This window comes from Actinomyces gaoshouyii, from assembly GCF_002072175.1.
Lineage (GTDB): Bacteria > Actinomycetota > Actinomycetes > Actinomycetales > Actinomycetaceae > Actinomyces > Actinomyces gaoshouyii.
Map to the genome: position 1 here is coordinate 74,281 of NZ_MVIV01000004.1, position 25,046 is coordinate 99,326.

Here is a 25,046-nt window from a genome sequence, read left to right on the forward strand (position 1 = left end):
GCGGTTCCCGGGCCGGCACTGGGGCCGGCCCGGGCCCGGTCGTCAGCCGCCGGATACCCGGAGCGTCGCCCCGTTGGATGCGATGAGCTCCTTGTACCAGCCGAAGGACTTCTTGCGGTAGCGCGCCAGGCTGCCCGCGCCATCGTCGTCGCGATCGACGTAGATGAAGCCGTAGCGCTTGGACATCTGGGCCGTGGAGGCCGAGACGCAGTCGATGCAGCCCCAGGAGGTGTAGCCCATGACCTCGACGCCGTCGGCGATGGCCTCGGCCACCTGCACGAGGTGGTCGTTCATGTAGGCGATGCGGTAGTCGTCCTCAACGGTCGGGCCGTCGGGCCCCTCGATGAGCTCGTCCTTCGCCCCCAGCCCGTTCTCGACGACGAACAGCGGCTTGCCCCAGCGGTCCCAGAACTGGTTGAGGATGATGCGCAGGCCGATCGGGTCGATCTGCCAGCCCCACTCCGAGGCGGCCAGGGTCGGGTTGGGCACACCGCCCATGATGTTGCCCGCCCCCTGGCCCGCCGCCTGGGCGGCGGTATCGCACACGGACATGTAGTAGGAGAAGGATACGAAGTCCACCGTGTGCTCCTTGAGGGTGGCCAGGTCGCCCTCGGCGATGTCGAGTTCGACACCCTTCTCGGCCAGGGTCCGCAGGAAGTATCCCGGGTACTCGCCGCGCACGTGGACATCGGAGAAGGCGAGGTTGGCGTGGTCGGCCTTCAGACAGGCGAGCACGTCGCGCGGGTCGGGGGTCAGCGGATAGATCGGCACGCCGATGACCATGCATCCGACCTTGATATCGGGGTTGATCTCGTGGGCGATCCTCGTGGCGCTCGCCGAGGCGACGAGCTCGTGGTGGATCGCCTGGTAGAGGTCCTTGGGCGCGAGACGCTCCTTGGGCGTGTTGATGCCCCCTGACAGGAGGGGCGCGTGCAGCACGGAGTTGATCTCGTTGAAGGTGAGCCAGTACTTGACGCGGTGGCCGTAGCGCTCGATCACCGTGCGGGCGTAGCGCTCGTAGAAGCCGATGAGGCGCCGGTCGGTCCAGCCGTCGTAGGCCTCAGCGAGGTGCAGCGGGGTCTCGTAGTGGCTGAGGGTCACGAGGGGCTCGATGCCGTGCTTCTCGAGCTCATCCAGGACGCGGTCGTAGAAGGCCAGGCCCTCCTCGTTGGGCTCGGTCTCATCACCGAGAGGGAAGATGCGGGACCAGGCGATGGAGAAGCGGTAGATCTTGAAGCCCATCTCGGCGAACAGCGCGATGTCCTCGGCGTAGCGGTGGTAGAAGTCGATCGCCTCGAGTTTGAGATTGTCGGGGGTCGGCCTCTCGGTGCGAGGGGCGACGATGCCCTTGGGCATGACGTCCTGGATAGATAGTCCCTTGCCGTCGACGTCGTAGGCGCCCTCGACCTGGTTGGCTGCGGTGGCGCCTCCCCAGAGGAATCCCTCGGGGAATCGGGGCGTGAACATGGTTGATCCTGTCATTCTGGTCTCCTTGGTCATTCGCGGTTGATGATGGTCTGCTGCTGCCGGGGCGTCAGCGGTCGATCTCGATGATGGTCTCACCTGCGCGCACATCGCCGTCGACGATGGGCACGACGGCGCCCAGGCTGGCGGTGGAGGTGATGACGACGATAGTGGTGGTGTCGTAGCCGGCGGCATTCACGGCCTCGAGGTCGACGTCGACGAGCGGGTCACCGGCGCCCACGCGGTCCCCCACGGCCACGCGCGGCGTGAAGCCGGCGCCCTTGAGGTTGACGGTGTCGATGCCCACGTGGATGAGGATCTCGACGCCGTCGTCGGTCTTGATGCCGAAGGCGTGCCCGGTCTCCATGGCGGTGACGACCGTCCCCGCGGCCGGTGCGGCCAGGCGGCCGGAGGCAGGGACGATGCCGACGCCGTTGCCGAGTGCGCCCGAGGAGAACACCGGGTCCTTGACCCTCTCCAGCGGGACGGCGGAACCGCCGACGGGGGCGACGAGGGCGTTGGTGGGCTCGGCGGCGCGGGAGCCAGTGGTCGCAGCGGACCCGGCGGGGCCGCCCGTCTGCTCCCCCGGCGCGGCATCGGCATCGTCCTTCACACCGAACATGAAGGTGAGGATGAAGGCGATGGCGACACCGACGATGACACCGATGAGCCACAGGATGAAGTGCGGGGTCTCCAGGTAGGCGGGGATCGCGATGAGCGAGGGGAAGACCCCTGCCTGGGAGACCCGGCCCCCGGCGATCGCCCCGATGGCCCCGCCGACGGCGCCGCCGAGGATGCCGAAGTAGAAGGGGAGCTTCCGGGGCAGGTTGATACCGTAGATGATCGGCTCGGTCACACCGGCGAGGAAGCCGGACAGCGAGGCGGGGCCGGCGAGCTCGCGGACCTTGGCGTCGCGGGTTCGGATCATGACGGCCAGGCCGGCGGCGGCCTGCGCGAGGACTGCGGCCCCGATGGGTCCGTAGATGAGGGAGTAGCCGTTGGTGGTGATCTCCTGGGTCATGATGGGCACGAGCCCCCAATGGAGGCCGAACATGACGATCACCTGCCAGAACCCTCCGATGACGATGCCGCCGAGCAGCGGGACGTGGATGAACAGCAGCTGGACGCCCGAGGCGATGCCGTCGGCGATGGTCGTAGTGAGTGGGCCGATCGTGAGCAGGGTGAGCGGCGCCATGACGAGCACGCTGATCCAGGGGGTCATAAAGTTGCGGAAGGCGCTGGGGAAGACCCGGTCGCAGACCCGCTCCACGTAGCTCTGCACCCACACGGCCACGATGATGGGAAGCACTGAGGACGTGTAGCTCATGATGACCAGCGGGATGCCGAGGAAGGTATGGGCGCCGCCGTCGTTCATCGCGACGATCGAGGGGTAGACGAGGGCGCCGGCGATCGCCATCGCGGTGAATTGATTGGCCTTGAAATGGCGCGCCGCCGTCACAGCGAGGACGAGGGGGAGGAAATTCATGAAGGCGTCGGACGCAGCGTAGAGCACTGTGTAGGTGTCCGAGGCCTCATCGATCCAGTTCAAGGTGGCAAACATGGCGAGGAAGGCCTTGAAGAGGCCGGTTCCCGCCAGGGTCCACAGCACCGGGGCGAAGATTGCCGAGACGAGGGCGATGAAGGCGTCCAGCGGGTTGCGCGACGGCGCGCCCCCACCCTCGCTGCCGTCGTTCTTCCCTGATCCGAGACCTGGGAGGAGGGCCTGGACCTGGGCGAAGAGCAGTGGGACGTCGTTGCCGATGACCACCTGGTACTGGCCTCCGGCCTGCACCACGGTGACGACGCCGCTCATTGTCTTGATGGCGGTGGTGTCCGCCTTGGACTCATCCTTGAGGACGAATCGCATGCGGGTGGCGCAGTGGGAGAGCGCGGTGACATTCGCCTCTCCCCCGATCCGCTCGAGTAGGTCCGGCGCCATTGCCGCGTAGTCGACTTTTGCCATGAAGAGCCTCCTTGCCTTCCCATGATCCGCGCCGGGGCAACAAAAAAGACCCAAGACGCTATTCTACGGCATGGCGCGGAGCGTCTCAGGTCTTGCCCCGAGTGGGTCACAATCCTGGTGGGCTATTGCCCACGGATGACGGTAGGCGGAACGCTCTTGGCACGACAAGAGCATCCTCATATGCTGCACGTCACATCCGAGGAGGGAACCTGGGCATCCCGGCCATGACCGAGGATCCTCCTGATCGACGTTGACGGCGCGCTCGTCACCTACGAGAACACGATCCCGGCCTCGGTCGGCGGCGCGGGCGCTGTGCGACGCGCGCGGGCGGCCGGCCACAGGCTCTACTCTACGCCTGCACGGGGCGCTCCCGGGCCGAGATGCCGCCGGCGCTGTGGAACCTGGGCCTGCACGGCATGATCGGAGGAAACGGCGGCTATGTGGAGGACGACGGCGAGGCGGTCCTCCACAGCCATCTGAGCGCCGAGCAGTGCGGGCAGGCGGTCGCCTTCCTGCGCGAGCGGGGCCTCACCTTCTACCTGGAGGCGAACTCGGGGCTCTACGCCCCGTCCGACTTCACCGAGCGCGCTCTGACGGCGCTGCGCGCCTATATGGCGGGCAAGGGGCCCGACGCCGCGCGCCTGACCGTCCCCGACGCGTTCCCGGACATGATCCTCACTGAGGAGCTCGTGCGTGCTTCCCAGCCTCACCCCGCCGACTCACCTCCGCCGCCCAGGTGCTCGTGGACGGTGGCGGCGAGCGCCGGGCCGATGCCCCTGACGTCGGCGATCTGCTCCACGCTGGCGGCGCGCAGGCGCTTGACCGATCCGAAGGCCCTGAGCAGCGCGGCCTGGCGGGCGGGCCCGAGGCCGGGGACGTCATCGAGCACGGAGCGGGTCATGCCGGCGGAGCGCTTGGCGCGGTGGTGGGTGATGGCGAAGCGGTGGGACTCGTCGCGCAGGTGCTGAAGGAGGTAGAGCGCGGGCGAGGTGCGCGGCAGGATGACGGGGAACTCGTCGCCGGGGATCCAGACCTCCTCCAGGCGTTTGGCCAGGCCGATGATGGGGATGTCGATGCCGAGCTCGTCGAGGACGGCGCGGGCGGCCCCGACCTGCGGCGGCCCGCCGTCGACAACGACGAGGCCGGGCGCGTAGGAGAAGCGTTTGGCCCGCCCCGTCCCGGGATCGATGGGCCCGGAGACGACGGCGACGCCCTCGGCGTCCTCGACCTGCTGGGCGGCCTGAGCCGCGCTCAGCTCCGCCGTGCTCCGGCCCTGCTCGGCGAGGAGCCGCTTGAAGCGCCGGGTGAGCACCTCGCTCATGGCTGCGGTGTCATCGGCCGCGCCGCCGCCGTTCTCACCGCGGATGACGAAGCGGCGGTAGTCGGATTTGCGGGGGGCGCCGTCCTCGAAGACCACCATGGAGCCGACCTGGTGGGTGCCCTGGGTGTGGGAGATGTCGTAGCACTCGATGCGCAGGGGCGCCTCGGGCAGGTCGAGGGCCTCGGCGAGCTCGTCGAGGGCGGCGGAGCGCTGAGTGAGATCGCCGGCGCGCCGGGTCTTATGGAGGCGAAGAGCCTCCTCGGCGTTCTTGCGAACGGTCTCCATAAGGGCCGCCTTGTCCCCTCGGGCGGGGACGCGCAGGTCGACGGCGGCGCCGCGCAGCCCGGCGAGCCAGGCCCGCACGGCGGGGGCATCATCGGGAAGGACGGGGACGAGCACCTCGCGGGGCACGGCGGTGGTGGAGGCGTGGGCGACATCGTCGACGCTGGTGGCCGCGGCCTCGGCGCGCCTGGGTGCGGGCTCGTCCTCGCGTCGTGCGCGCGGGGCCGGGCAGGCGAGCGCGCGCCCGACGCCGACGGATGTGGTGGGACCGGAGACGGGCCCGCTGGGAGCGGCCCCCGAGCCGGCCGATGATGGCTCGAGGGCGCCGGTGTCCCCGGGGTCGAGAAGGTCGGCGTAGACCTGCTGGATGAGGCGCTCGATGAGCTCTGAGTCGGTCGCGTCATCGGGGGTGTCGATGACCCAGCCGCGCTGGCCGCGGATGCGCCCGCCGCGGACGTGGAAGACCTGGACGGCGGCGGTGAGCTCGTCGCGCACGAGGCCGAAGACGTCGGCGTCGGTGGCGTCGAGCAGGACCACGGCGTTGCGCTCGATGACCTTGCGCAGCGCGGCGGCGTCGTCGCGCAGGCGGGCGGCCTTCTCGAAGTCGAGTGCGCCGGCGGCAGCGCGCATCTGGGACTCGACTTCGCGCAGATAGGGCCCGGTGCGGCCGGCGAGGAAGGAACAGAGGTCCTCGGCGAGGGCCCGGTGGTCGGGGGCGGAGATGCGGCCGACGCAGGGGGCGGAGCATTTGTCGATGTAGCCCAGGAGGCAGGGGCGACCGGCGGCCTTGGCGCGCCGGAAGACGCCGGCGGAGCAGGAGCGGACGGGGAAGACGCGCAGGAGCTGGTCGAGGGTGTCGCGGATGGACCAGGCCTGGACGTAGGGGCCGAAGTACCGAGCGCCGCGCTTGCGCGCCCCGCGCACCACCTGGGCGCGGGGGAACTCCTCACCCAGGGAAATCATGAGGTAGGGGTAGGACTTGTCGTCCTTGTACATGACGTTGAAGCGCGGGTTGAACTCCTTGATCCAGGAGTACTCCAGGGCGAGGGACTCCACCTCGGTGGCCACGACGGTCCACTCGACGGCGCAGGCGGTGGTGACCATTCTCTGCGTGCGCGGGTGGAGAGCCGCCAGGTCCTGGAAGTAGTTGCTCAGGCGGGCTCGTAGATTCTTGGCCTTGCCGACGTAGATGACGCGACCCTCGGGGTCGAGGAAGCGGTAGACGCCGGGCGACGTGGGGATCTCGCCCGTAGCGGGCCGGTACGTCGAGGGGTCTGCCATGGCCGGTGCCTCACTCCCACAGCCCGGGAACGGACAGAAAAACCCGGACCGTGGGTCCGGGCGGGGTGGGCTGCGAGTGGGCGATACTGGGTTCGAACCAGTGACCTCTTCCGTGTCAGGGAAGCGCGCTACCGCTGCGCCAATCGCCCGAGGTGGGTACCGGATTCGAACCGGTGTAAACGGCTTTGCAGGCCGGTGCCTAGCCTCTCGGCCAACCCACCAGTGAGATGCTGGGGGCTGGGTGGCCGCCCGGCTCCTCGGAGCGGATGACGGGACTCGAACCCGCGACCCTCACCTTGGCAAGGTGATGCTCTACCAACTGAGCCACATCCGCATGGCTGCCCGCTCTCCCCGGCTCAACGCCGGATCGCTCGGTGCTGCGCAACCATATCACTCCACCTCCGCGCCCGCGCAAATGACATCGCGGTGACTCACCTCACCGACCACCCGTTTGCCGGACGCGCCCGGTTCTGGCTAATCTGTGCGGGCATCGGGCGATTGGCTCAGGGGTTAGAGCGCCTCGTTCACACCGAGGAGGTCACTGGTTCGATTCCAGTATCGCCCACCACCCCGAATGGTGCCGTTCCCGCCGAGCGGAGCGTCCCGCCCGCACCAGCGGTAGCGAAGCGCTCCGGTCAGCGCGAACAGCACCGCCGAAACCGCCGTGGAGCGCCCGGCCTCCTCACAGCTCCGCCCCATCGGCGATGGAGCCGGGTGCGCCCTCCTCCGTCACGAGGGCGTCGCCCGAGGCCACAACGCCCTCGCCGAAGGTCCAGTCGCCACGCACCGTCAGCGTCCGCGCTCCCCGGATCGAGGGCACCCCGCCGGGGAACCGCGCCTCGAAGTCCTGGATTTTCTTGTAGTAGCGCGGGTCGAGGTCAACGGTGCAGGAGGTCTCGCAGACCATGCGCAGCAGGCCGTCCTCATCCACTTCGTACACGTCCGAGCGCACGAGGAGGAGGTCGTTCGTCGTCTTGACCGGCAGGAAACGGCTGCGCGGCACCTCCACGGCGGTGGCGCCCTCGAAGGCCTCGACCGCCGCGCCCATCGCCGTCTCCAGTTGATAGACCGGCGTTGAAGAGGCGTCCGACGGGTCCACGGTCTTCTCATTGCGGATGAGAGGCAAGCCCAGGATGCCCCTCCTCTCGACGAGAGTGGCGCGCAGGACCTCCAAATCGAACCAGAGGTTGTTCGTGTGGAAGAAGGGGTGGCGGAACTGGTCGGTGAAGTAGTGCATCTCATCGGCCGGCGTCTGCGCGGTGTCCCTCAGGATGATGCGCCCATCGGACTTGCGCACCGCCAGGTGCCCGCCCTTGACGTCCGCCGGTGTGCGACGGCACATCTCCGGAGCGTAGGGGGCGCCGGAGGCCGCGAACCATCCGGCGATGCGGGCCGAGGGCGCCGCGCCCAGGTTGTCCGCGTTCGACGTCATGGCGTACCTGTAGCCGCGCTCGATGAGGGCGTCGAGCACGCCGGAGGCCATGAGCGCGGTGTAGATGTCGCCGTGCCCCGGGGGGCACCACTCCAGGGAGGGGTCGGCCTCCCATTCGACCGGCTCGAGGTCGTCCTGCCGGATCTTCGGGATGCGGTTCTGGAGGAAGTCGAGCGGCAGGCCGTCGACGGCGATCCCCGGGTGACACTCCAACGCGGCCAAGGTGTCCTCGCGGGTGCGGAAGGAATCCATGAAGATGAGCGGCAGGGTGACGCCGTACTTGGCACGGGCGGCCTCCACCTGCCCCACGAGGAGATCGAGGAAGGACTTGCCATCGCGCACCGGCAGAAGGCTCTTGGCGCGGCTCATCCCCATCGAGGTGCCGAGCCCGCCGTTGAGCTTGATGAGGACCGTGCGCGACAGTGCCTCACGCGCGTCCTCATCGCTGACCTCGACATCGCCGATGGAGTCGATGGAGGTCAGCGGCTCGATCGTGCTCTCGGGGATGAGGCCGGTGGCGCCGGCCTCCAGCTCCTTGTAGTAGTGGGTGAAGACGTCGATGGCCTCCGGAGCCACCCCGCCCTGCCGCATCTTCGCTTGCGCTGCTCGCAATCCGCTCTCGCCCATGCGCCAGAGCCTACCCGTGCGACTGCCGGATATGAACGATAACAATCAACATCCTGGAACTCGCCCGCTCGCGTCCGGTTGGACTCCTCGATGACGCGCGCCCTCATGCGAGCAGTTCGCGGTGGATGGTGGTGTCCCCCGTGAGCTCGGGATGGAAGGCGACCCCGATGATCCGCCCGCCCGCGCCGATCCGCTCGACACCGACGACGCTGGGGTCCTCATCCGGCCGCCTCGGATCCGTCCATGTGGACAGCGCCTCCACGCCCTCCCCCACGCGGGTGATGCGCGGTGCCCGGATGAGGGCGGCCCGCACCCGACCGCCGCGCCAGGGCAGGACGGCCTCGGCGGAGTCCACCTGAGGGCCGAAGGCGTTGCGCTCGACGTCGACGTCCAGCGCGCCCAGGCGCGCGAGCAGGATGAGGCCGGCGCAGGTGCCCAGAGTCGGCACTGCCCGAGCGGTGTCGGCGAGGGCCCGTGTGAGGTCGAAGGCGGCGAGCAGGCGCAGGAGGGCGGTGGATTCCCCTCCCGGCAGGATGAGCGCGTCCAGACGGGCCAGGTCGCCGGCGCGGCGCACGGGGACCGCCTCGCTCCTCAGCTCCTCCACCATCCGGGCGTGCTCAACCACCCCGCCCTGGAGGGCGAGGATGCCGACACGCCGACTCACCAGCCGCGCTCCGCCAGACGGTGGGGCGCGGGGAGGTCGGCCACATTGATGCCGACCATCGCCTCGCCCAGGCCCCGGGAGACCTCGGCGATGACGGCGGGGTCGTCGTAGGCGGCGGTGGCGCGCACGATGGCGGCGGCGCGGGCGGCCGGGTCCCCGGACTTGAAGATCCCCGAGCCCACGAAGACGCCATCGGCCCCGAGCTGCATCATCATGGCGGCGTCGGCCGGGGTTGCGATCCCCCCGGCGGTGAACAGCACCACGGGGAGAGCGCCGGTGCGCGCCACCTCGGCCACGAGCTCGTAGGGGGCGCGCAGCTCCTTGGCGGCCACGTACAGCTCGTCGGCGGGCAGGCCCCGCAAGCGGGCGATCTCTGCGTTGATCGTGCGGATGTGCCGGGTGGCCTCGGAGACGTCGCCGGTTCCGGCCTCGCCCTTGGATCGGATCATGGCCGCGCCCTCGGCGATGCGGCGCAGAGCCTCCCCGAGGTTGGTGGCGCCGCAGACGAAGGGGACGGTGAAGGACTGCTTGTCGATGTGGTGCGCGTAGTCGGCCGGGGAGAGCACCTCGGACTCATCGATGTAGTCCACGCCGAGGTGCTGGAGGACCTGGGCCTCGACGAAGTGCCCGATGCGGGCCTTGGCCATGACGGGGATGGAGACGGCGTTGATGATGCCCGTGATGAGGTCCGGGTCGGACATGCGGGCCACACCCCCCTGGGCGCGGATGTCCGCCGGCACGCGCTCAAGCGCCATGACGGCAACCGCACCGGCCTCCTCGGCGATGACAGCCTGCTCGGGGGTGACGACGTCCATGATGACACCGCCCTTGAGCATGTCGGCCAAGCCGCGCTTGACGAGTGGGGAGCCGGTCGTGGACGGGGCGGTGGCGGCCGGCGCTGGGGAGATGGGTGCAAGCGGGATGTCAGTCATGGCGCGATCCTCGCTACTTGTGTGGTCCATCGATGAGTCCACATCTGATCGATATTTGTGGACCACCACTATCCTTGCCCCATGATGCCGCATCGCCAGGCGCCCCCGGACCGCGCGGGGCGATCCACGGCGCGGCGCGACCGTTTTGCCGAGCCTGCCGCCGCTCCCCCTGCCGAGCCCGGCAGCGGGCCGCTGCGGGGCCGGGCGTCCGCCGGGCAGTCGCTGCCGCAGAGGATCGTCGCCGATATCCACCAGCGCATCACCTCCGGCGTCCTCGCGCCGGGCGACCGCCTCCCGTCCTCCCGCCGCCTGGCCGCCGAGCTGGGAGTGTCCCGCGGCAGCGTTGTGTCCGCCTACGAGCAGCTCGTCGGCGAGGGCTACCTCATGGCGACACACGGGGGAACGCGCGTCGACCCCGCGCTCCCCCGGCGCGTCCCGCTCGCCGCGCCCGGGGCACCGGCCACTGCCCCCGCCCCCGCTCCGGCACCGCTGCGGCCCGGCTCGCCGGACGTCTCGGAGGTGACGTCGGGGCTGTGGCGGGCGACCTGGCGGGCCGCCGCGGCCGATCCTCGCCCCCACCCGCCGCAGGGCTCCGAGGAGCTGCGGGCGCTCCTGGCCGAGCATGTGCGCCTCACCCGGCGCGTCACGATCGATCCGCGCAGGATCCTCGTCACCGCCGGCGCCCGCGATGGCCTGCGACTCGTCCTCTCAGCCATGCGCGCCACGGGAACGATCGGCGTCGAGAACCCCGGCTACCCGTCACTGCGCGCCATTCCCCGCCTACTGGGGTGGCGCATGCGGCCCTTGGCCAGGGACGCCGACGGCGCGCTGCCCGAGTCGCTGGAGGGGGTCGAGGCGGCGCTCCTCACCCCGAACCACCAGTTCCCCGCCGGTGGGCGCATGCCCGCGGTGCGGCGCCACGCGCTCCTGGCCGCAGCGTCGTCAAGTGGAACGCTGCTCATCGAGGACGACTTCGACGCCGATCTTCATGAGGCGCCCGCGCCCCTGCTCGCCTCGGGGACCGACGGGCCCGTGGCGCTGCTGGGATCGTTCTCCGCCAGCCTCACCCCCGCCCTGGGGCTCGGCTGGGTGGTCGTCCCCGAGGGCCTCGTCGACGACGTCGCTCAGCGCTGCGTGCCAGTGTCCGGGATCGTGCAGGACGCGATGACCCGCTACCTCCGCCAGGACGGGCTTCGCCGCCATGCGGCCAGGGCGCGCCGCCTCGATCGGAAACGGCGCGAGGTGTTCCTCTCGGTCTTCCCCGCCGGCACGCCTATGGAGGGCGGGCTGCACGCCGTCGTGCCGCTGACTCCGGGCACCGATGAGGCCGCGGCCGTGGCGAGGGCCAGGACCGCCGGTCTCGGTGTCGAGGGCCTGGCCTCGTACTGGTCGGTCGAGGGGCGGGGCGGTTGGCCGGGGATCGTCCTGGGACTGGGCAGCCGCTCTCCGGAGCGGCTGCGCGAGCTGCTCGACGTCCTCCGGGAGGCGCTGGGGCCCGGGAACATCGTCGGCTGAGCGCCCGGGGCCCAGCCTCCCCCACCGCATCAGCGGCGTCGCCGCTGAAGCACCTCGGCGAGGAACGCGCCCGTGTGGGACTCGGCCACCTTCGCGAGCTGCTCGGGAGTGCCCGTGGCCACGACGGTGCCGCCGCCCTTGCCGCCCTCGGGACCCATGTCGATGACCCAGTCGGCATTGGCGATGACGTCGAGGTTGTGCTCGATGACCACCACGGTGTTGCCCTTGTCCACGAGGCCCTGGAGCACCTCCAGGAGCTTGCGGATGTCCTCGAAGTGCAGGCCGGTCGTCGGCTCGTCCAGGACGTAGATGGTACGGCCGGTCGAGCGGCGCTGCAGCTCGGCGGCGAGCTTGACGCGCTGGGCCTCCCCGCCGGACAGCGTGGTGGCCGCCTGCCCCAGGCGAACATAGCCGAGCCCCACCTCCACGAGGGTGCTGAGGTGCCGGGAGATGATGGGCGTGGAGGAGAAGAACTCGGCGGCGCGCTCGATCGTCATATCGAGCACGTCGGCGACGGTGTGATCCTTGTAGCGGATCTCGAGGGTCTCGCGATTGTAGCGGGCCCCGTGGCACACCTCGCAGGGGACGTAGACGTCCGGGAGGAAGTTCATCTCGATCTTGAGCGTGCCATCGCCCTTGCAGGACTCGCAGCGCCCGCCCTTGACGTTGAAGGAGAAGCGGCCGGGCCCGTAGCCGCGGACCTTCGACTCGGGCACGGCGGCGAAGATCTTGCGGATGTGGTCCCACACGCCGGTGTAGGTGGCAGGATTCGAGCGCGGCGTGCGGCCGATGGGCGACTGGTCGACGTGGACAACCTTGTCGAGCTGGTCGAGGCCGCGCACGGTCTTGTGGCGCCCGGGCACGCCATGGGCGCGGTTGAGGCGATTGGCGAGCACCTGGAAGAGGATGGAGTTGACCAGGGAGGACTTACCGGAGCCTGAGACCCCGGTGACGGCGGTGAGCACGCCCAGGGGGAAGCCGACGGTGACATCCTTCAAGTTGTTCTCCCGGGCGCCGACGACGGTCACCTGCCGCTTCTTGTCAACGGGCCGGCGGGCGGGCGGGATCGGGATACGGCGTCGCCCGGCGAGGTAGTCGCCCGTGCAGGAGTCCTCGGCCTCCAGAAGGCCGGCGAGCTCGCCCGAGTGGATGACCTCACCGCCCTTCTCCCCCGCCCCGGGCCCGATGTCGACGATCCAGTCGGCGGAGCGGATGGTGTCCTCGTCGTGCTCGACGACGATGAGCGTGTTGCCCAGGTCGCGCAGCCGGGAGAGGGTCTCGATGAGGCGGGCGTTGTCCCTCTGGTGCAGGCCGATGCTGGGCTCGTCGAGGACATAGAGGACGCCGACCAGCCCGGAACCGATCTGAGTGGCCAGGCGGATGCGCTGTGCCTCGCCACCGGACAGGGTGGCGGCGCCGCGCGAGAGGCTGAGGTAGTCCAATCCGACATCGACGAGGAAGCCCAAACGGGCATTGATCTCGGTGAGCACCGAGGAGGCGATCCGCTTGGCCTGTCCGGTGAGCTCCAGGCCGGCGAGGAAGTCCCGGCACTCCCCCACGGGAAGGTCGCAGAGCTCAGCGATGGACTTGCCCCCCACGCGCACGGCTAGCACCTCGGGTTTGAGGCGCGTGCCGGAGCAGACCGGGCAGGGCACCTCGCGCATGTAGCCCTGGTAGCGCTCCTTCGACCACTCGGACTCGGTCTCATCGTGCTTGCGCATGACGTAGCTGAGAACGCCCTCGAAGCCGGTGGAGTAGACGCGCTCGCGCCCCCACCGGTTGCGGTAGGTGACCTTGACCTCGTAGTCCTTGCCGCGCAGGATCGCGTCCTTGGCGCGCTCGGGAAGGGCTCGCCAAGGGGTGTTGATGTCGAAGCCGAGCTCGGCGCCGAGCGCGGACAGGGTCCGGTTGAAGTGCTTCTGGTGGATGGTCCAGGGGGCGACGGCACCCTCGGCGAGGGTGAGCTCCTCGTCGGGGACGACGAGGTCGGGATCCACCTCGAGGCGCACGCCGATGCCGGTGCACTCGGGACAGGCGCCGTAGGGGGCGTTGAAGGAGAAGGTCCGGGGCTCCATCTCGTCGAGGGCGAGCTGGTGCTCGTTGGGGCAGGCGCGCTTCTCGGAGTAGCGGTGGAGGCGGGCGGGGTCGTCCTCGTCGCGGTCGACCTCCTCGATGATCACGATGCCGTCGGCGAGGCCGAGGGCCGTCTCCACGGAGTCGGTGAGGCGCCCCCGGATGCCCTCGCGGACGACGAGCCGGTCGATGACGACCTCGATGTCGTGCTTGAGGCGCTTGGACAGCTCGGGCGGGACGTCGAGGCGGTGGACGCCGCCGTCGACCCTCACCCGGTTGAAGCCGCGCGAGCGCAGCTCCTCGAAGAGCTCGGTGTACTCGCCCTTCCGGCCGCGCACCACGGGCGCGAGGACCTGGAAGCGCGTCCCCTCGGGCAGGGAGCGGACGCGATCGACGATCTGCTGGGGGGTCTGGGAGGCGATGACCGCGTCGCAGACGGGGCAGTGCTGGATGCCGGCGCGCGCGTAGAGCAGGCGCAAGTAGTCGTAGACCTCGGTAACGGTGCCGACGGTGGACCGGGGGTTGCGGGAGGTGGACTTCTGGTCGATGGAGACCGCTGGGGACAGTCCCTCGATGAAATCGACGTCGGGCTTGTCCATCTGGCCGAGGAACTGCCGGGCGTAGGAGGACAGGGACTCGACGTACCGCCGCTGGCCCTCGGCGAACACCGTGTCGAAGGCGAGGGAGGACTTGCCGGAGCCGGAGAGCCCGGTGAAGACGATCATCTTGTCGCGGGGCAGGTCGAGGCTGACGCCCTTGAGGTTGTGCTCGCGGGCTCCACGGATGATGAGGGTGTCATTCACGGGCGCGAGTCTAGGCGCCGGCCGATGTCGTACGTGTGTTCGACTCACCGCGTCACGGCTGGTCTGTGCCACGGCTCACGCGCGCGCCCCCGGGAGGATAGGCTGACGTCATGAGCAAGATCTTCGCCGTCGAGTACACCTACGTCACCGGCCGGGATGAGGAGCTGTCCGCCATCCGCCCGAGCCACCGCGCCTTCAACGGGGCCCTCGCCGATCAGGGCCGCCTCATCGCCGCAGGCCCCTACACGGGCACGAATGAGGCCCTCATCATCGTGCGCGCCGAGGACGCCGACGACGCCCTGGCCCTCCTCGACGAGGATCCCTTCCAGAGGGCCGGGCTCATCGCCGAGCGCGCGCCGCGCGAGTGGAACCCCGTCATCGGTACGATCTCATGACCACCGCTCCCAGGGACTCCTAGTCCGCGCGCCCCGGCGGGGGCCGCGATGACTTCGTCAGTAGGGACGCGGCGGCCTTCCGGGCGGACCGCTCGGGCATGAGCATTCCCGACGCCGAGGAACTGTCTCCGAGGCCGGCTTCGCCGAGGTGGACTGGGATCTGCATCCCCGCCGCGGTTGGCTGCGGGTGCTGGCGACCGCCTGATCGAGTGGTTCAGCCCCCCGGGCGGGCGCAGCGGCGGCGCGCCACGTGGACCGCCTCCATGCCCGCGACGACGACCGCCGCCATGGCGGCGATGATCAGCCATGTCGTGCTGGTCGGCCAGGCCAGGAGGAAGAAGCGGCGCACGGGCGGGACGACGACGCCGAGCACTGCCAGGGCCCCCATGAGGACCACGAGCCCGAGCCGCCACCCCAGGAGCGGGCGCGCCGTGAGGGTGAGGAGAGCCAGGCCCGCCGCGACGAGCACAAGGGTGGTGCCGGAGGTGATCTGCTCGAGAGGCAGCGCCGCCCCCCACAGCCAGGTGCGCGCGGCCAGCGTCCCCACTCCCGCCACGATCCCCGCGGGCACGGCCAGGGTGAGCACGCGCTTGAGGAATCCCGCGCGGTAGCGCTGGTCGGTCGGCGCGAGTGCCAGGACGAACGCCGGCACGCCAATGGTCAGTGAGGAAACGATGGTGAGCTGCCGGGGCAGGAACGGGTAGGGGATCGCCGTGATCGCGACGGCGATGGCGATGAGGGAGGCGTAGACGGTTTTGGACAGGAACAGCGAGGCGATGCGCTCGGTGTTCGCCATGACGCGCCGCCCCTCGGCGACGATCCCGGGCAGGGCGGAGAACTTGCCGGTGAGCAGGACGAGACGCGCCACGGCCTTGGTGGCCGGCGCGCCGTTGCCCATGGCGATGCCGAGGTCGGCGTGCTTGAGGGCGAGGGCATCATTGACGCCGTCGCCGGTCATGGCCACGGTGCGTCCGCGCGCCTGGAGGGCGGCGACGAGGGCCTTCTTCTGCTCGGGGACGACGCGGCCGAGCACTTGGGCCTCGGCGATGGCGTCGGCGAGGCGCTCCAGGTCGGCGGGGTCGTCGGCGGTGGTGGGCAGCTCGCGGGCGTCGAGGACGGTGAGCTCCTGGCCATCGGAGCGGGTGATGCCGGCGGCCCGTGCGACGGCGGCGACGGTGACCGGGTTGTCCCCGCTGATGACCTTGACATCGACGCCCTGGGCTCGGAAGTAGGAGAGGGTCTCGGGGGCGTCGGGACGGACCTGTTCGGTGAGCATGACGAGGGCGGCCGGGCGCAGGCCGCCGGGGAGCGCGTGGTCTGCGCCGCTCTGGCCGCAGGGCTGCTCGGAGCGGGCGAGGGCGACGACGCGGGCGCCGGTGGCAGCCGCCTCGCGGACCTGCTCGAGGGCGAGGGACCGGTGCGGAGCATCATCGGGGCAGGCGCCGAGGACGATCTCGGGAGCGCCCATGATCCAGGTGATCCCGTCGATCACGACGGCGGACCATTTGCGCCGGGAGGAGAAGGGCACGAGCCCCTCGATCACCGGGGCGGTGACGCGGGCGGGCTCGATGCCGGGCAGGCCTTCGCGCAGCGCCAGGGCGGTGGCATTGGCGTCGCCGCCGGCGGCGAGGGCGTCGAGCGCGGCGAGGGCGAGCGGGTCGGCCGGTCCGCCGTCGGGGGTGGTGACATCGCGCAGGGCGATGCGGCCGGTGGTGATCGTGCCGGTCTTGTCCAGGCAGAGCGTGTCGACCCGGGCCAGGACCTCCACGGCGGGGAGCTCTTGGACGAGGACCTTCTGGCGGGCGAGCTTGAGGGAGGCCGTGGCGAAGTTGACGCTGGTGAGCAGGACGAGTCCCTGGGGGACCATGCCGACGACGCCGGCGATGCCGGCGACCATCGCGGTGCGCCATGCGCCTGACTCGATGGCGGCGGAGAGCCCCCCGGCCTGGCGCATCTGCGACCAGATGAGCAGGAGCGCCACGGGCACGATGACCCAGGAGATCCAGGTGAGGACCCGGTTGGTACCGTCCTGGAGCTCGGAGCGCACGGTGGAGAACTGGCGGGCCTCGCGGGCGAGCCGGTGGGCATAGGCCTGCGCGCCGACGGCAGTGGTGCGCATGAGCGCGGCGCCGGCCGTCACGGTGGTGCCGGACAGGACCCGCCCGCCCTCCTGGGGCCGGACGGGATCGGATTCCCCTGTGAGGATGGACTCGTCGACCTCGAGGCCGTCGGTGGCCAGGATGGTTCCGTCGGCGGGGATCTGCTCTCCCGAGCGCAGACGGAGCACGTCGTCGAGGACGACATCGGCGACGTCGATCTCGCTTTCGGCGCCGTCTCGGATGGCATGGGCGCGAGGGGCCTCCAGGACGGCGAGGCGGTCGAGGGCGCGCTTGGCGCGGATCTCGGCGATGGTGCCGGTGGAGGTGTTGAGGATGAGCACGAAACCGAACAGGGCATCGGCCCAGTGCCCTATGAGGAGGATGAGGACGAGCGCGGCGCCGAGGATCGCGTTGAAGATCGTCAGGACGTTGGCGCGCAGGATATCCAGCGCGGAGCGGGAGGTCGTCTCCTCGTAGGCGTTGGTGAGACCGTCGCGGATGCGGGCGGCGACCTCCTCGCTCGTCAGCCCCTGGACAGCCTCTGTGGCGGTGCTCACTGCTTCACCGCCTCGCGCTCCGCGGGACCCTCGGCAGCGGTCTCCTCGCGGGCCTGACACTTGGAGGCGATGACGGAGGCGATGACGGTGACGAGGATGACGACCACGATGAAGCCGAGTGAGACCGGGATGGAGGGCTCGGGGATGGCTTCCCAATGCTCGCCGCCATTGATGAAGCCGACCTCGTTCTCGTGCAGGGCGTGGTTGATGAGCTTGAAACCGATGAAGCCGAGGATGGCGGCCAGGCCGTAGTGCAGGAAGACGAGGCGGTCGAGGAGGCCGTCGATGAGGAAGTAGAGCTGCCTCAGTCCCAGCAGGGAGAAGGCGTTCGCCGCGAACACCAGGAAGGGCTCGGCGGTCAGGGAGTAGATCGCGGGGATGGAGTCGACGGCGAACATGACGTCGGCGGTGCCGATGGCGATGATGCACAGCATCATGGGGGTGATCATGGTCCTCCCGCCGTGGCGGTGGAGGACCTTGCCGCCGACGAAGCCATCGGTCATGGGGATCACGCGGGCCACGAGTCGTACGAAGCGGGAGGGCTCGTAGTCGTCGGCATCGTGCTCGTCGGGGTCCTCGACGCCCTCGCGCACCTGGGAGATCGCGGTCCAGATGAGCCAGGCCCCGAAGAGGTAGAAGATCGCGGAGAAGCTCTCGATGAGGGCGGCGCCGACCAGGATGAAGATGAGTCGGAGCACGAGCGCGATGACGATGCCCGCCAGCAGCACCTCCTGCTGGTACTTCCTGGGCACTCGGAAGGCGGCGATCATGATGACGAAGACGAAGAGGTTGTCAACGCTCAGTGACTTCTCGACGATGTAGCCGGCGAAGTACTCGCCCCCGTAGCGACCTCCCCAGACGGCCCAGACGATGCCGCCGAAGGCGATGGCCATGGCGATGTAGGCGAGGGACCACCAGGCGGCTTCCCTCATCGTGGGCTCATGCGGGGTGCGCACGTGCCCGACGATGTCGATGATGATCATGGTGAGGATGACGGCGGCGAGCGCCAGCCATCCGAGGGAGTGGACATCCATGTGGTTACCTCCGGTACGGACTCGGGTACCGAAGGTCTCCTCCCGCCAGCATCGCTCCCGGTGCGCGGGACGACTGGCCTGCGGCGCCGGGGGCCGCCGGCCTGGGCCGCTGGTCCGCCGTGATGACGACGCCGCTGTTGGTGGGAGTACTCCCCTCCGACATATGCGGTTGCGCCCCGCAGTCTAGCGGCCCGGCCGCCACAGATCGCGGGTCGGATGCGCCTCAGTCATGTGATCCGCGCCGGGAGTCGTCGCAGAGGTGGCGGATCGCACTCGAGGAGGACACCGGACGATCCCGTCCCGAGCTGATCGCGACTCCCCTCCTGGGCTCATAGGGTGTCTTCTGCTGGTTGTGGTTCTGCTGTCGGGCCTGTTGTCGCCTGGTTGCCGCCGTGCGGTGGGGTTGCGGACGTGCCCGGGAGTTGTGGACGCACCCCGGGGGCGCGTCGGCAGCCCCACCGCACGTCCACAACCCCGGGACGCGTCCACAATGACCCCGGTCCTACGCCTCAGCGGGCGCTCGGTGCGGAGCGGGCCCGCACCGCCGGTTCTCAAGCGTCGTTGAAGCGGTAGAGGCGCCAGGCGAGGCCCCGGCCGTCCTTCCACTCCCTTATCAGGGAGGCGACGCCCGCGCCGTTCTCCCACATGCCCGGATACACCTTATCCACCGCGTCCGCAGGAGCGCTGTCGGGGGCGCTGATGAGCACGTAGTCCGCCGCGGAGGACCGGGGATGAGACAGTCGATCCTCGAAGTCGCGGTCGGTGGTGATCGTGAAGACCGCGGGGTTGCGGGAGGCGAGGACAATCGGGAACGAGTAGGCGACATCGGTGATCACCGCGCCCCTCCCGAGTCCCATGCGCCCAATATCCTGGGCGACCGCCGCCTCGATCTCGTACTGCCGACCCTTGGCGACTTCGCGGGCGAGTGCCTCCTCGCGACCGAACCGGGGGTCGGCCTCCGTGACCCAGGCCAAGGGCAGGGCCAGGACAAGCGCGCCCGCCAGCGCTGGCCCGAGACCCTTGCGAACCCACCGGCTCCGACTCCACTCGCTTGCCGATGCCGCGAGGTATCCGGCGGCGAGTACCGCCAGGGGCACGGCGGCGATCTGGAAGCGGATCCATCCGAATGACATCCCTCGCAGGAATGCGAGGTTCTGGAACAGCAGGATCGATCCGAGCACGAACATGGGCGCGAGGAAGGTCGGCTCCCGGCGCCGCCAGGCGACCAGCAGCGCCAGGATTGTCAATGGGACCGCCAGGGGCGCGGTGCGGATCAGTTGCTCACTGATGTAGACCAGTTGCGCGCCGCTGCCCGTGCCAACGATTCCGTCGATCGACACGCGGAAGGTCCCGACCTGGGCGGAGTTGCCGTATTGGGAGGTGAAAGTCTCCAACCAGGAGCCGACGATGATCTTGCTGGCGAGGGCCCATAGGCCGAATGCCGCAGTGATCGGCGCGGCAACGAGCACCCCGTCGAGCAGAGCCATCCCCGCCGCCCCTTTCCGCCTTCTCTCGCGCCACCACGTGGTCCCCACGACGAGGACTGTCATCGCGGCGCCCGCCGCCAGCGCTTCGTAACGCACGAGGTAGGCGATGCCGGCGCCCATCCCGGCCTGTACAAGATGCCAGGGCATGGGGTCGTTGAGCCACCGAACGAGATGAAGCGCGGTGAACAGGCAGGCCAGGAGGAACATAGCCTCGCTAGCACCCGTCGTCGCGCCCAGCAGCACGAGGGGATGGAGAGCGAAGGCTGCGGTGAGCAGGAGGCGTACCACACCCCGGGCTCCCAGGATCCCCAGTAGACGGTGCGCCAGCCCCGCCGTCACCGCCCCGCACACCGCGGATACGAGGCAGCCCGCCACGGCCTTGGAGGCCAGCGCCGGCCAGATCGGCGTGAGCAGGAGGAGGGGGATGACGGCCAGCGAGGGCAGCGGGTTCCAGACGAAGCCGATGGCGGCCAGGTGCGGATCCCGGCTGTGCATCGTGTAGTAGCCGTTGGCGACGCGGCTCATGGCATCGGGGAAGATGAGGTCGTGAGCGCTGAGCCACCAACCCGCCCCGAGGTAGGCGATCAGCGCCGCGACGACGACTCCCCGCTCGATCCTCCGTTGCTTCCTCCGAGCGGAGCCAAGGTACTGCCGGGTCATGCCGCCACCCCCGCGGCCTGCTCGGTCCGGGGCCCCTCAGCCTTGTGGAGGCCGTGCGCGGTCTTCTCCCAGTAGGAGGGCGCTGTGATGAGCTGCAGCACCGCCTTGACCGCCGCCAACCACATGAGGATCCAGTACAGCGGCATGAGAAGCGCGGGGATGAGGAGCCCCGGGCGCTCCATCTGCCGAGCGGTGAACAGCCCCATGTAGAGCACGGCGAAGTTGCCGAGGATGAGGCTGACCATGCCCAGGTAGTAGACGGCTGGCGGGAATAGCGCCGCCACCGCCGGGTCGTGGGAGGTGAACCAGGCGACCGTCAGGGCCCAGAAGAACCCGTTGAGCGCTGAGAGCAGCGGCGTGCCCGCGATGAAGATGACGAGGCCGGCGATGCCCCTCGCGCCGAGCTGACGGCTGACGAGTCGGGGGCGGCGCAGGTGGACGAGGAAGCTCTGCAAGTAGCCCTTGTACCAGCGGCTGCGCTGGCGCACCCAGTTGATGGCGTCGGGATTGGCCTCCTCCCCCGTGTCCGAGTCGAGAACTCCCACCTGGTAGCCGGCGCGGGCCAGGCGCAGCCCCAGGTCGGCATCCTCGGTGACGTTCCAGGGATCCCAGGCTCCGACCCGCCGCAGCACGTCGGAGCGGAAGTGGTTGGAGGTGCCGCCCAGCGGGATCGGCGCGCCGAGCGCCACGAGCCCAGGCAGGAGGTTGCCGAACCATGATCCGTAGTCGAGCGCGAAGAAGCGGGTGAGGAGGTTCTGATCGGCGTTGTAGAAGCCGAGCCGGGCCTGCACGCAGGCGTACCGGGGCCCGAGCCTTCTCATCGCGACGACGGCGCGGAGCAGCTGCAGTGAATCGGGGGAGTCCTCGGCGTCGTAGATCGTGCACATGCCGCCCTCGGCGGTGAGGAAGCCGTAATTGCAGGCCTTCGGCTTCGTGCGCGGCTCGTGGGCGGGCACGCGGACGATGGTGATGTGCCGACCGAGGGCAAGCCCGGAGGCGGCCGCGTTGGTCTCCTCGTCGTCGGCCTCCAGGAGGAGGCGGATGTCGAGGAGGTGGCGGGGGTAGTCCAGGCGCTCCAGCCTGCGCACGAGCTCGCCGAGCAGGGGCTCGTGGAAGACCGGGACGAGCACGGTGTACCGGGGCAGTTCGGCATGGGGCACGGCGCGCGCCTCCTCATCGCTCACCGTAACGACATGGCCGCCCTTGGCTCCCAGCTGGAACAGGGCGACCCGGTAGACGAGCGCGATGGCGTAGACGGCCGTGACGATGGCGACGACGGTGATCCCTGTGCACCTCGGGACGAGAACGAGGCCGACGATGAGCAGTGCGACGACGGCGATGAGCACCACTCGCTGCCAGACCACCAGCACTCCCCTGGCGGAGTACTCGGGCGCCGCCTCGGACAGGCCGTAGCAGGCGAGTTCCAGGGCCCGTTCGTCCTGGTCAACGAGCTCGGCGGGATCGGGCAGATCGAAGAGGTGGTGCTGCCGCCCGGGCAGGACGCGGATGTCGCTCAGGCGAACCACCCCCTGGTGACTGCGGCCAGCGCGATGGCGGCGAGCGCGGGGACGACGAGGCGCGCGGGGACGATCCGCTGGAACTGCCCCCGTGGGGCGAGGCCGTTGGCGACGGTGAGGGCCAGGGCCGCCAGCGCACACAGCGCCAAGGCGGTCATCCCGAGCAGCACCGAGTCGAGGCAGGGCACGAGACTGAGACCCAGGGGAAGGATCGCGGGGGCGAGCCAGGAGATCTCCCGGGTCCCCACGACCCACAGCGCCAGGCCCAGGCCCACGGAAATGGCGGCGAATACTGCGGCAACGGGATGTGTCGAGGTCTCCCACTGCGTGATGATCCACACGGCGGTGACGAGGCCGCCGACGGCGAGGATGCGGTCGAGATCCCGGTCGTCGATGCGGGGCTGCTTGCGGCGCGTCATCACGAGGGCGAGTGCGAGGATCACAGCGCCGATCCGCCACATTCGGGCGCCCGTCGTGATGGCGGGCCCGGGAATGAGCAGAATCGCGATCAACGCGATCATGGTGAGGATGAGGAGATGCGGCACGAACCGCGGGATCTTGAAAGCGCGTGAGGGCCGGCGCGCTGCCGCCAGCACGGGACTGCTCATGGGAGGGGGGTGCTCTTCCGTTGAAGGGAGGACGCCGTCAGGGAGCAGCAGAATGAGACGAGAAGGCGGGCAGGGCCCACGCCCATGCGGAGGATACCCGACGTCAACGCATATGGCGAGTATTTCGTTACTGCCCCGTGAATCCTCTGTGATCCCCGTGTTTTCTCGCCTTCCGCTCATGGTCCCCGGATCATGGCGGTCCCATTGGCGCCAGTGGGTCAGCTCGTTTCCCGCATGGCGCGCAGTTCCTTCTTCAAATCCTGAATCTCATCGCGCAATCGCGCCGCGAGCTCGAACTGGAGATCGACCGCCGCCGCGTGCATCTGCTCAGTGAGCTCGGTGATGAGATCGGCGAGATCGCCCTGCGCCGCTCCGGCGAGGCGCTCACGGACCGTGGCCTCGGCGGCCTTCCTGCGCCCCCTTCGCACCGCGGCCTCCTCGTGGCCCCGGTACCCGCCGGCGAGGAGCTCCTCGGTATCGACGTCCTCGCGGGCGAGCATGTCGGTGACATCCGCGATCCTCTTGCGCAGGGGCTGGGGGTCGATGCCGTTGGCCTCGTTGTAGGCGAGCTGGAGAGCGCGGCGTCGCTCGGTCTCCTCGATGGCCTCCGCCATGGCGGGGGTGGTGGTATCGGCGTACATATGGACCTCGCCGGAGACGTTGCGCGCCGCGCGACCGATGGTCTGGATGAGGGACCTCGTGGAGCGCAGGAAGCCCTCCTTGTCAGCATCGAGGATGGACACCAGCGAGACCTCGGGCAGGTCGAGCCCCTCGCGCAGGAGGTTGATGCCGACGAGGACGTCGAAACGGCCCTGCCGAAGCTCGCGCAGCAGCTCGACGCGGCGCAGCGTGTCGACGTCGGAGTGCAGGTACTCCACGCGCACGCCGCGCTCGGCGAGATAGGTGGTCAGATCCTCCGCCATGCGCTTGGTGAGCGTGGTGACCAGGACGCGCTCGTCCTTGTCCACCCGCCGGCGCACCTCCTCCAGGAGGTCGTCGATCTGCCCCTGGGTCGGCTTGACGACGATCTTGGGATCCACGAGCCCGGTGGGGCGGATGATCTGCTCGACGACGCCGTCGGAGCGCTGCCTCTCGTAGTCGCCGGGGGTGGCGGACAGGTAAACCGTCTGGCCGATGCGGTTCTCGAACTCGGTGAAGGTCAGGGGGCGGTTGTCGAGCGCCGAGGGCAGGCGGAAGCCGTGGTCGACGAGGGTGCGCTTGCGGGACGCGTCGCCCTCGTGCATGGCGCCGATCTGGGGGACGGTCACGTGCGACTCGTCGATGACGAGGAGGAAGTCCTCGGGGAAGTAGTCCAGCAGGGTGTTGGGGGGCGTTCCGGGGTCGCGCCCGTCCATGTGCATCGAGTAGTTCTCCACTCCCGAGCAGGTGCCGATCTGCTGGAGCATCTCCAGGTCGTAAGTGGTGCGCATGCGCAGGCGCTGGGCCTCGAGGAGCTTGCCGTCGCGCTCGAAGACGGACAGGCGCTCGGCGAGCTCGCCCTCGATGCCCTCGATCGCCCGGGCCATCCGCTCGGGGCCGGCCACGTAATGAGAGGCGGGGAAGACGTAGACCTGCTCGGCGGAGGCGATGACGTCCCCGGTGACCGGGTGCAGGGTGGAGAGGGACTCGATCTCATCGCCGAAGAACTCGATGCGGATCGCGAGCTCCTCATACATGGGAATGATCTCAACGGTGTCGCCGCGCGCACGGAAGGTGCCGCGGGTGAAGTCGATGTCGTTGCGGGTGTACTGCATGGCGACGAAGCGGCGCAGCAGGTCGTCGCGGTCGATCCGATCACCCACCGTCAGGGGCGTCATGCGGTCGACGTACTCCTGGGGCGTGCCCAGGCCGTAGATGCAGGACACCGAGGAGACCACGACGACGTCGCGGCGCGTGAGCAGGGAGTTCGTGGCACTGTGACGCAGTCGTTCGACCTCGTCGTTGATCGAGGAGTCCTTCTCGATGTAGGTGTCCGTCTGGGGGACGTAGGCCTCGGGCTGGTAGTAGTCGTAGTAGGAGACGAAGTACTCCACCGCGTTGTTCGGCAGGAGCTCGCGGAACTCGGCGGCCATCTGGGCGGCCAGTGTCTTATTCGGCTCCAAGATGAGGGTGGGGCGCTGCACCTTCTCCACGAGCCAGGCGGTGGTGGCGGATTTCCCGGTGCCGGTGGCGCCGAGCAGGACGATATCCTTCTCCCCCGCGTTCAAGCGCTCGGCGAGCTCATTGATGGCGGTGGGCTGGTCGCCACTGGGCGTGTACTGGCTGACGACCTCGAAGGGCTTGTCGGTTCGACGCAGGTCGGTGACGGGGCGCATGGGCTTTAGGCTACTGC

The 25,046-nt window shown here is 69.6% G+C and carries 15 protein-coding genes, 4 tRNA genes and 1 pseudogene; 4 read left to right on the top strand and 16 right to left on the bottom strand.

The features are described 5' to 3' along the window. Nucleotides 1-42: 42 nt before the first annotated feature. Both B1H50_RS04915 and B1H50_RS04920 read right to left on the bottom strand, forming a co-directional pair. On the bottom strand, nt 43-1,482 hold the full coding sequence (locus tag B1H50_RS04915) for a glycoside hydrolase family 1 protein (RefSeq protein WP_080462666.1): 1,440 nt from the start codon (nt 1,480-1,482) through the stop codon (nt 43-45). 52 nt (nt 1,483-1,534) lie between these two features. Continuing rightward, a complete protein-coding gene (locus tag B1H50_RS04920; RefSeq protein WP_080462667.1) occupies nt 1,535-3,427 on the bottom strand; it encodes a beta-glucoside-specific PTS transporter subunit IIABC in 1,893 nt (630 codons plus the stop codon). A gap of 380 nt (nt 3,428-3,807) precedes the next feature. Between B1H50_RS04920 and B1H50_RS09960 the strand changes: the two are divergent. After that, nucleotides 3,808-3,942, top strand: a pseudogene (locus B1H50_RS09960) (Cof-type HAD-IIB family hydrolase); the annotation flags it as partial. Nucleotides 3,943-4,133: 191 nt separating this feature from the next. On the opposite strand, the gene uvrC reads toward B1H50_RS09960, so the two are convergent. From uvrC to B1H50_RS04945, 4 genes are all read right to left on the bottom strand, one after another. Beyond that, a complete protein-coding gene (gene uvrC / locus B1H50_RS04930) occupies nt 4,134-6,311 on the bottom strand; it encodes an excinuclease ABC subunit UvrC (RefSeq protein ID WP_080462668.1) in 2,178 nt (725 codons plus the stop codon). 77 nt (nt 6,312-6,388) lie between these two features. After that, nucleotides 6,389-6,460, bottom strand: a tRNA-Val gene (locus tag B1H50_RS04935). 1 nt (nt 6,461) lies between these two features. Continuing rightward, nucleotides 6,462-6,532, bottom strand: a tRNA-Cys gene (locus tag B1H50_RS04940). 40 nt (nt 6,533-6,572) lie between these two features. Continuing rightward, nucleotides 6,573-6,645: transfer RNA gene (locus tag B1H50_RS04945), tRNA-Gly, on the bottom strand. Between the two features lie 158 nt (nt 6,646-6,803). Here B1H50_RS04945 and B1H50_RS04950 point away from each other — a divergent pair. After that, nucleotides 6,804-6,879, top strand: a tRNA-Val gene (locus B1H50_RS04950). Nucleotides 6,880-6,993: 114 nt separating this feature from the next. On the opposite strand, the gene B1H50_RS04955 is transcribed toward B1H50_RS04950, so the two are convergent. From B1H50_RS04955 to pdxS, 3 genes are all read right to left on the bottom strand, one after another. Then, nucleotides 6,994-8,370: a UTP--glucose-1-phosphate uridylyltransferase gene (locus tag B1H50_RS04955; protein ID WP_080462669.1), complete on the bottom strand. Its 1,377-nt coding sequence runs from the start codon at nt 8,368-8,370 to the stop codon at nt 6,994-6,996. A gap of 103 nt (nt 8,371-8,473) precedes the next feature. Beyond that, the gene (pdxT, locus tag B1H50_RS04960; protein WP_229657914.1) at nt 8,474-9,034 is read right to left on the bottom strand and encodes a pyridoxal 5'-phosphate synthase glutaminase subunit PdxT; all 561 of its coding nucleotides are present in this window, start codon (nt 9,032-9,034) and stop codon (nt 8,474-8,476) included. After that, nucleotides 9,031-9,966 carry a pyridoxal 5'-phosphate synthase lyase subunit PdxS gene (gene pdxS, locus B1H50_RS04965; RefSeq protein ID WP_188640711.1) on the bottom strand — a complete coding sequence of 312 codons (936 nt, stop codon included), beginning with the start codon at nt 9,964-9,966 and terminating at the stop codon, nt 9,031-9,033. The genes pdxT and pdxS overlap by 4 nt, the downstream gene beginning before the upstream one ends. An 81-nt stretch (nt 9,967-10,047) precedes the next feature. On the opposite strand from pdxS, the gene pdxR reads away from it, so the two are divergent. Then, a complete protein-coding gene (gene pdxR / locus B1H50_RS04970) occupies nt 10,048-11,481 on the top strand; it encodes a MocR-like pyridoxine biosynthesis transcription factor PdxR (RefSeq protein WP_080462671.1) in 1,434 nt (477 codons plus the stop codon). A gap of 29 nt (nt 11,482-11,510) precedes the next feature. Here pdxR and uvrA read toward each other — a convergent pair whose 3' ends face one another. Next, the gene (gene uvrA / locus B1H50_RS04975; protein ID WP_080462672.1) at nt 11,511-14,357 is read right to left on the bottom strand and encodes an excinuclease ABC subunit UvrA; all 2,847 of its coding nucleotides are present in this window, start codon (nt 14,355-14,357) and stop codon (nt 11,511-11,513) included. Between the two features lie 110 nt (nt 14,358-14,467). On the opposite strand from uvrA, the gene B1H50_RS04980 reads away from it, so the two are divergent. Continuing rightward, on the top strand, nt 14,468-14,752 hold the full coding sequence (locus B1H50_RS04980; RefSeq protein WP_080462673.1) for a YciI family protein: 285 nt from the start codon (nt 14,468-14,470) through the stop codon (nt 14,750-14,752). 214 nt (nt 14,753-14,966) lie between these two features. On the opposite strand, the gene B1H50_RS04985 is transcribed toward B1H50_RS04980, so the two are convergent. The 6 genes from B1H50_RS04985 to uvrB all read right to left on the bottom strand — a co-directional run bounded on the left by B1H50_RS04985 (nt 14,967) and on the right by uvrB (nt 25,029). Beyond that, a complete protein-coding gene (locus B1H50_RS04985) occupies nt 14,967-17,408 on the bottom strand; it encodes an HAD-IC family P-type ATPase (protein ID WP_080462674.1) in 2,442 nt (813 codons plus the stop codon). Further along, a complete protein-coding gene (locus B1H50_RS04990) occupies nt 17,405-18,442 on the bottom strand; it encodes a TerC family protein (protein WP_080462675.1) in 1,038 nt (345 codons plus the stop codon). Before B1H50_RS04990 ends, B1H50_RS04985 begins: the two co-directional genes overlap by 4 nt. Before the next feature lie 551 nt (nt 18,443-18,993). Then, on the bottom strand, nt 18,994-20,589 hold the full coding sequence (locus tag B1H50_RS04995) for a glycosyltransferase family protein (protein WP_080462676.1): 1,596 nt from the start codon (nt 20,587-20,589) through the stop codon (nt 18,994-18,996). After that, entirely contained in the window at nt 20,586-22,115 is a 1,530-nt protein-coding gene (locus tag B1H50_RS05000) for a glycosyltransferase family 2 protein (RefSeq protein ID WP_229657913.1), read from the bottom strand. The genes B1H50_RS04995 and B1H50_RS05000 overlap by 4 nt, the downstream gene beginning before the upstream one ends. Then, nucleotides 22,103-22,714, bottom strand: a complete 612-nt coding sequence (locus B1H50_RS05005; RefSeq protein WP_229657912.1) for a hypothetical protein — start codon at nt 22,712-22,714, stop codon at nt 22,103-22,105. Before B1H50_RS05005 ends, B1H50_RS05000 begins: the two co-directional genes overlap by 13 nt. A 218-nt stretch (nt 22,715-22,932) precedes the next feature. Further along, nucleotides 22,933-25,029: an excinuclease ABC subunit UvrB gene (uvrB, locus tag B1H50_RS05010; RefSeq protein ID WP_080462677.1), complete on the bottom strand. Its 2,097-nt coding sequence runs from the start codon at nt 25,027-25,029 to the stop codon at nt 22,933-22,935. Nucleotides 25,030-25,046 lie beyond the last annotated feature (17 nt).

Excerpts from the sequence above, each read along its gene's own strand:
- B1H50_RS04915 (WP_080462666.1), bottom strand. The coding sequence starts at position 1,482 with ATGACAGGATCAACCATGTTCACGCCCCGATTCCCCGAGGGATTCCTC.
- B1H50_RS04920 (WP_080462667.1), bottom strand. The coding sequence starts at position 3,427 with ATGGCAAAAGTCGACTACGCGGCAATGGCGCCGGACCTACTCGAGCGG.
- uvrC (WP_080462668.1), bottom strand. The coding sequence starts at position 6,311 with ATGGCAGACCCCTCGACGTACCGGCCCGCTACGGGCGAGATCCCCACG.
- B1H50_RS04955 (WP_080462669.1), bottom strand. The coding sequence starts at position 8,370 with ATGGGCGAGAGCGGATTGCGAGCAGCGCAAGCGAAGATGCGGCAGGGC.
- pdxS (WP_188640711.1), bottom strand. The coding sequence starts at position 9,966 with ATGACTGACATCCCGCTTGCACCCATCTCCCCAGCGCCGGCCGCCACC.
- pdxR (WP_080462671.1), top strand. The coding sequence starts at position 10,048 with ATGATGCCGCATCGCCAGGCGCCCCCGGACCGCGCGGGGCGATCCACG.
- B1H50_RS04980 (WP_080462673.1), top strand. The coding sequence starts at position 14,468 with ATGAGCAAGATCTTCGCCGTCGAGTACACCTACGTCACCGGCCGGGAT.
- B1H50_RS04990 (WP_080462675.1), bottom strand. The coding sequence starts at position 18,442 with ATGGATGTCCACTCCCTCGGATGGCTGGCGCTCGCCGCCGTCATCCTC.
- B1H50_RS04995 (WP_080462676.1), bottom strand. The coding sequence starts at position 20,589 with ATGACCCGGCAGTACCTTGGCTCCGCTCGGAGGAAGCAACGGAGGATC.
- B1H50_RS05005 (WP_229657912.1), bottom strand. The coding sequence starts at position 22,714 with ATGAGCAGTCCCGTGCTGGCGGCAGCGCGCCGGCCCTCACGCGCTTTC.
- uvrB (WP_080462677.1), bottom strand. The coding sequence starts at position 25,029 with ATGCGCCCCGTCACCGACCTGCGTCGAACCGACAAGCCCTTCGAGGTC.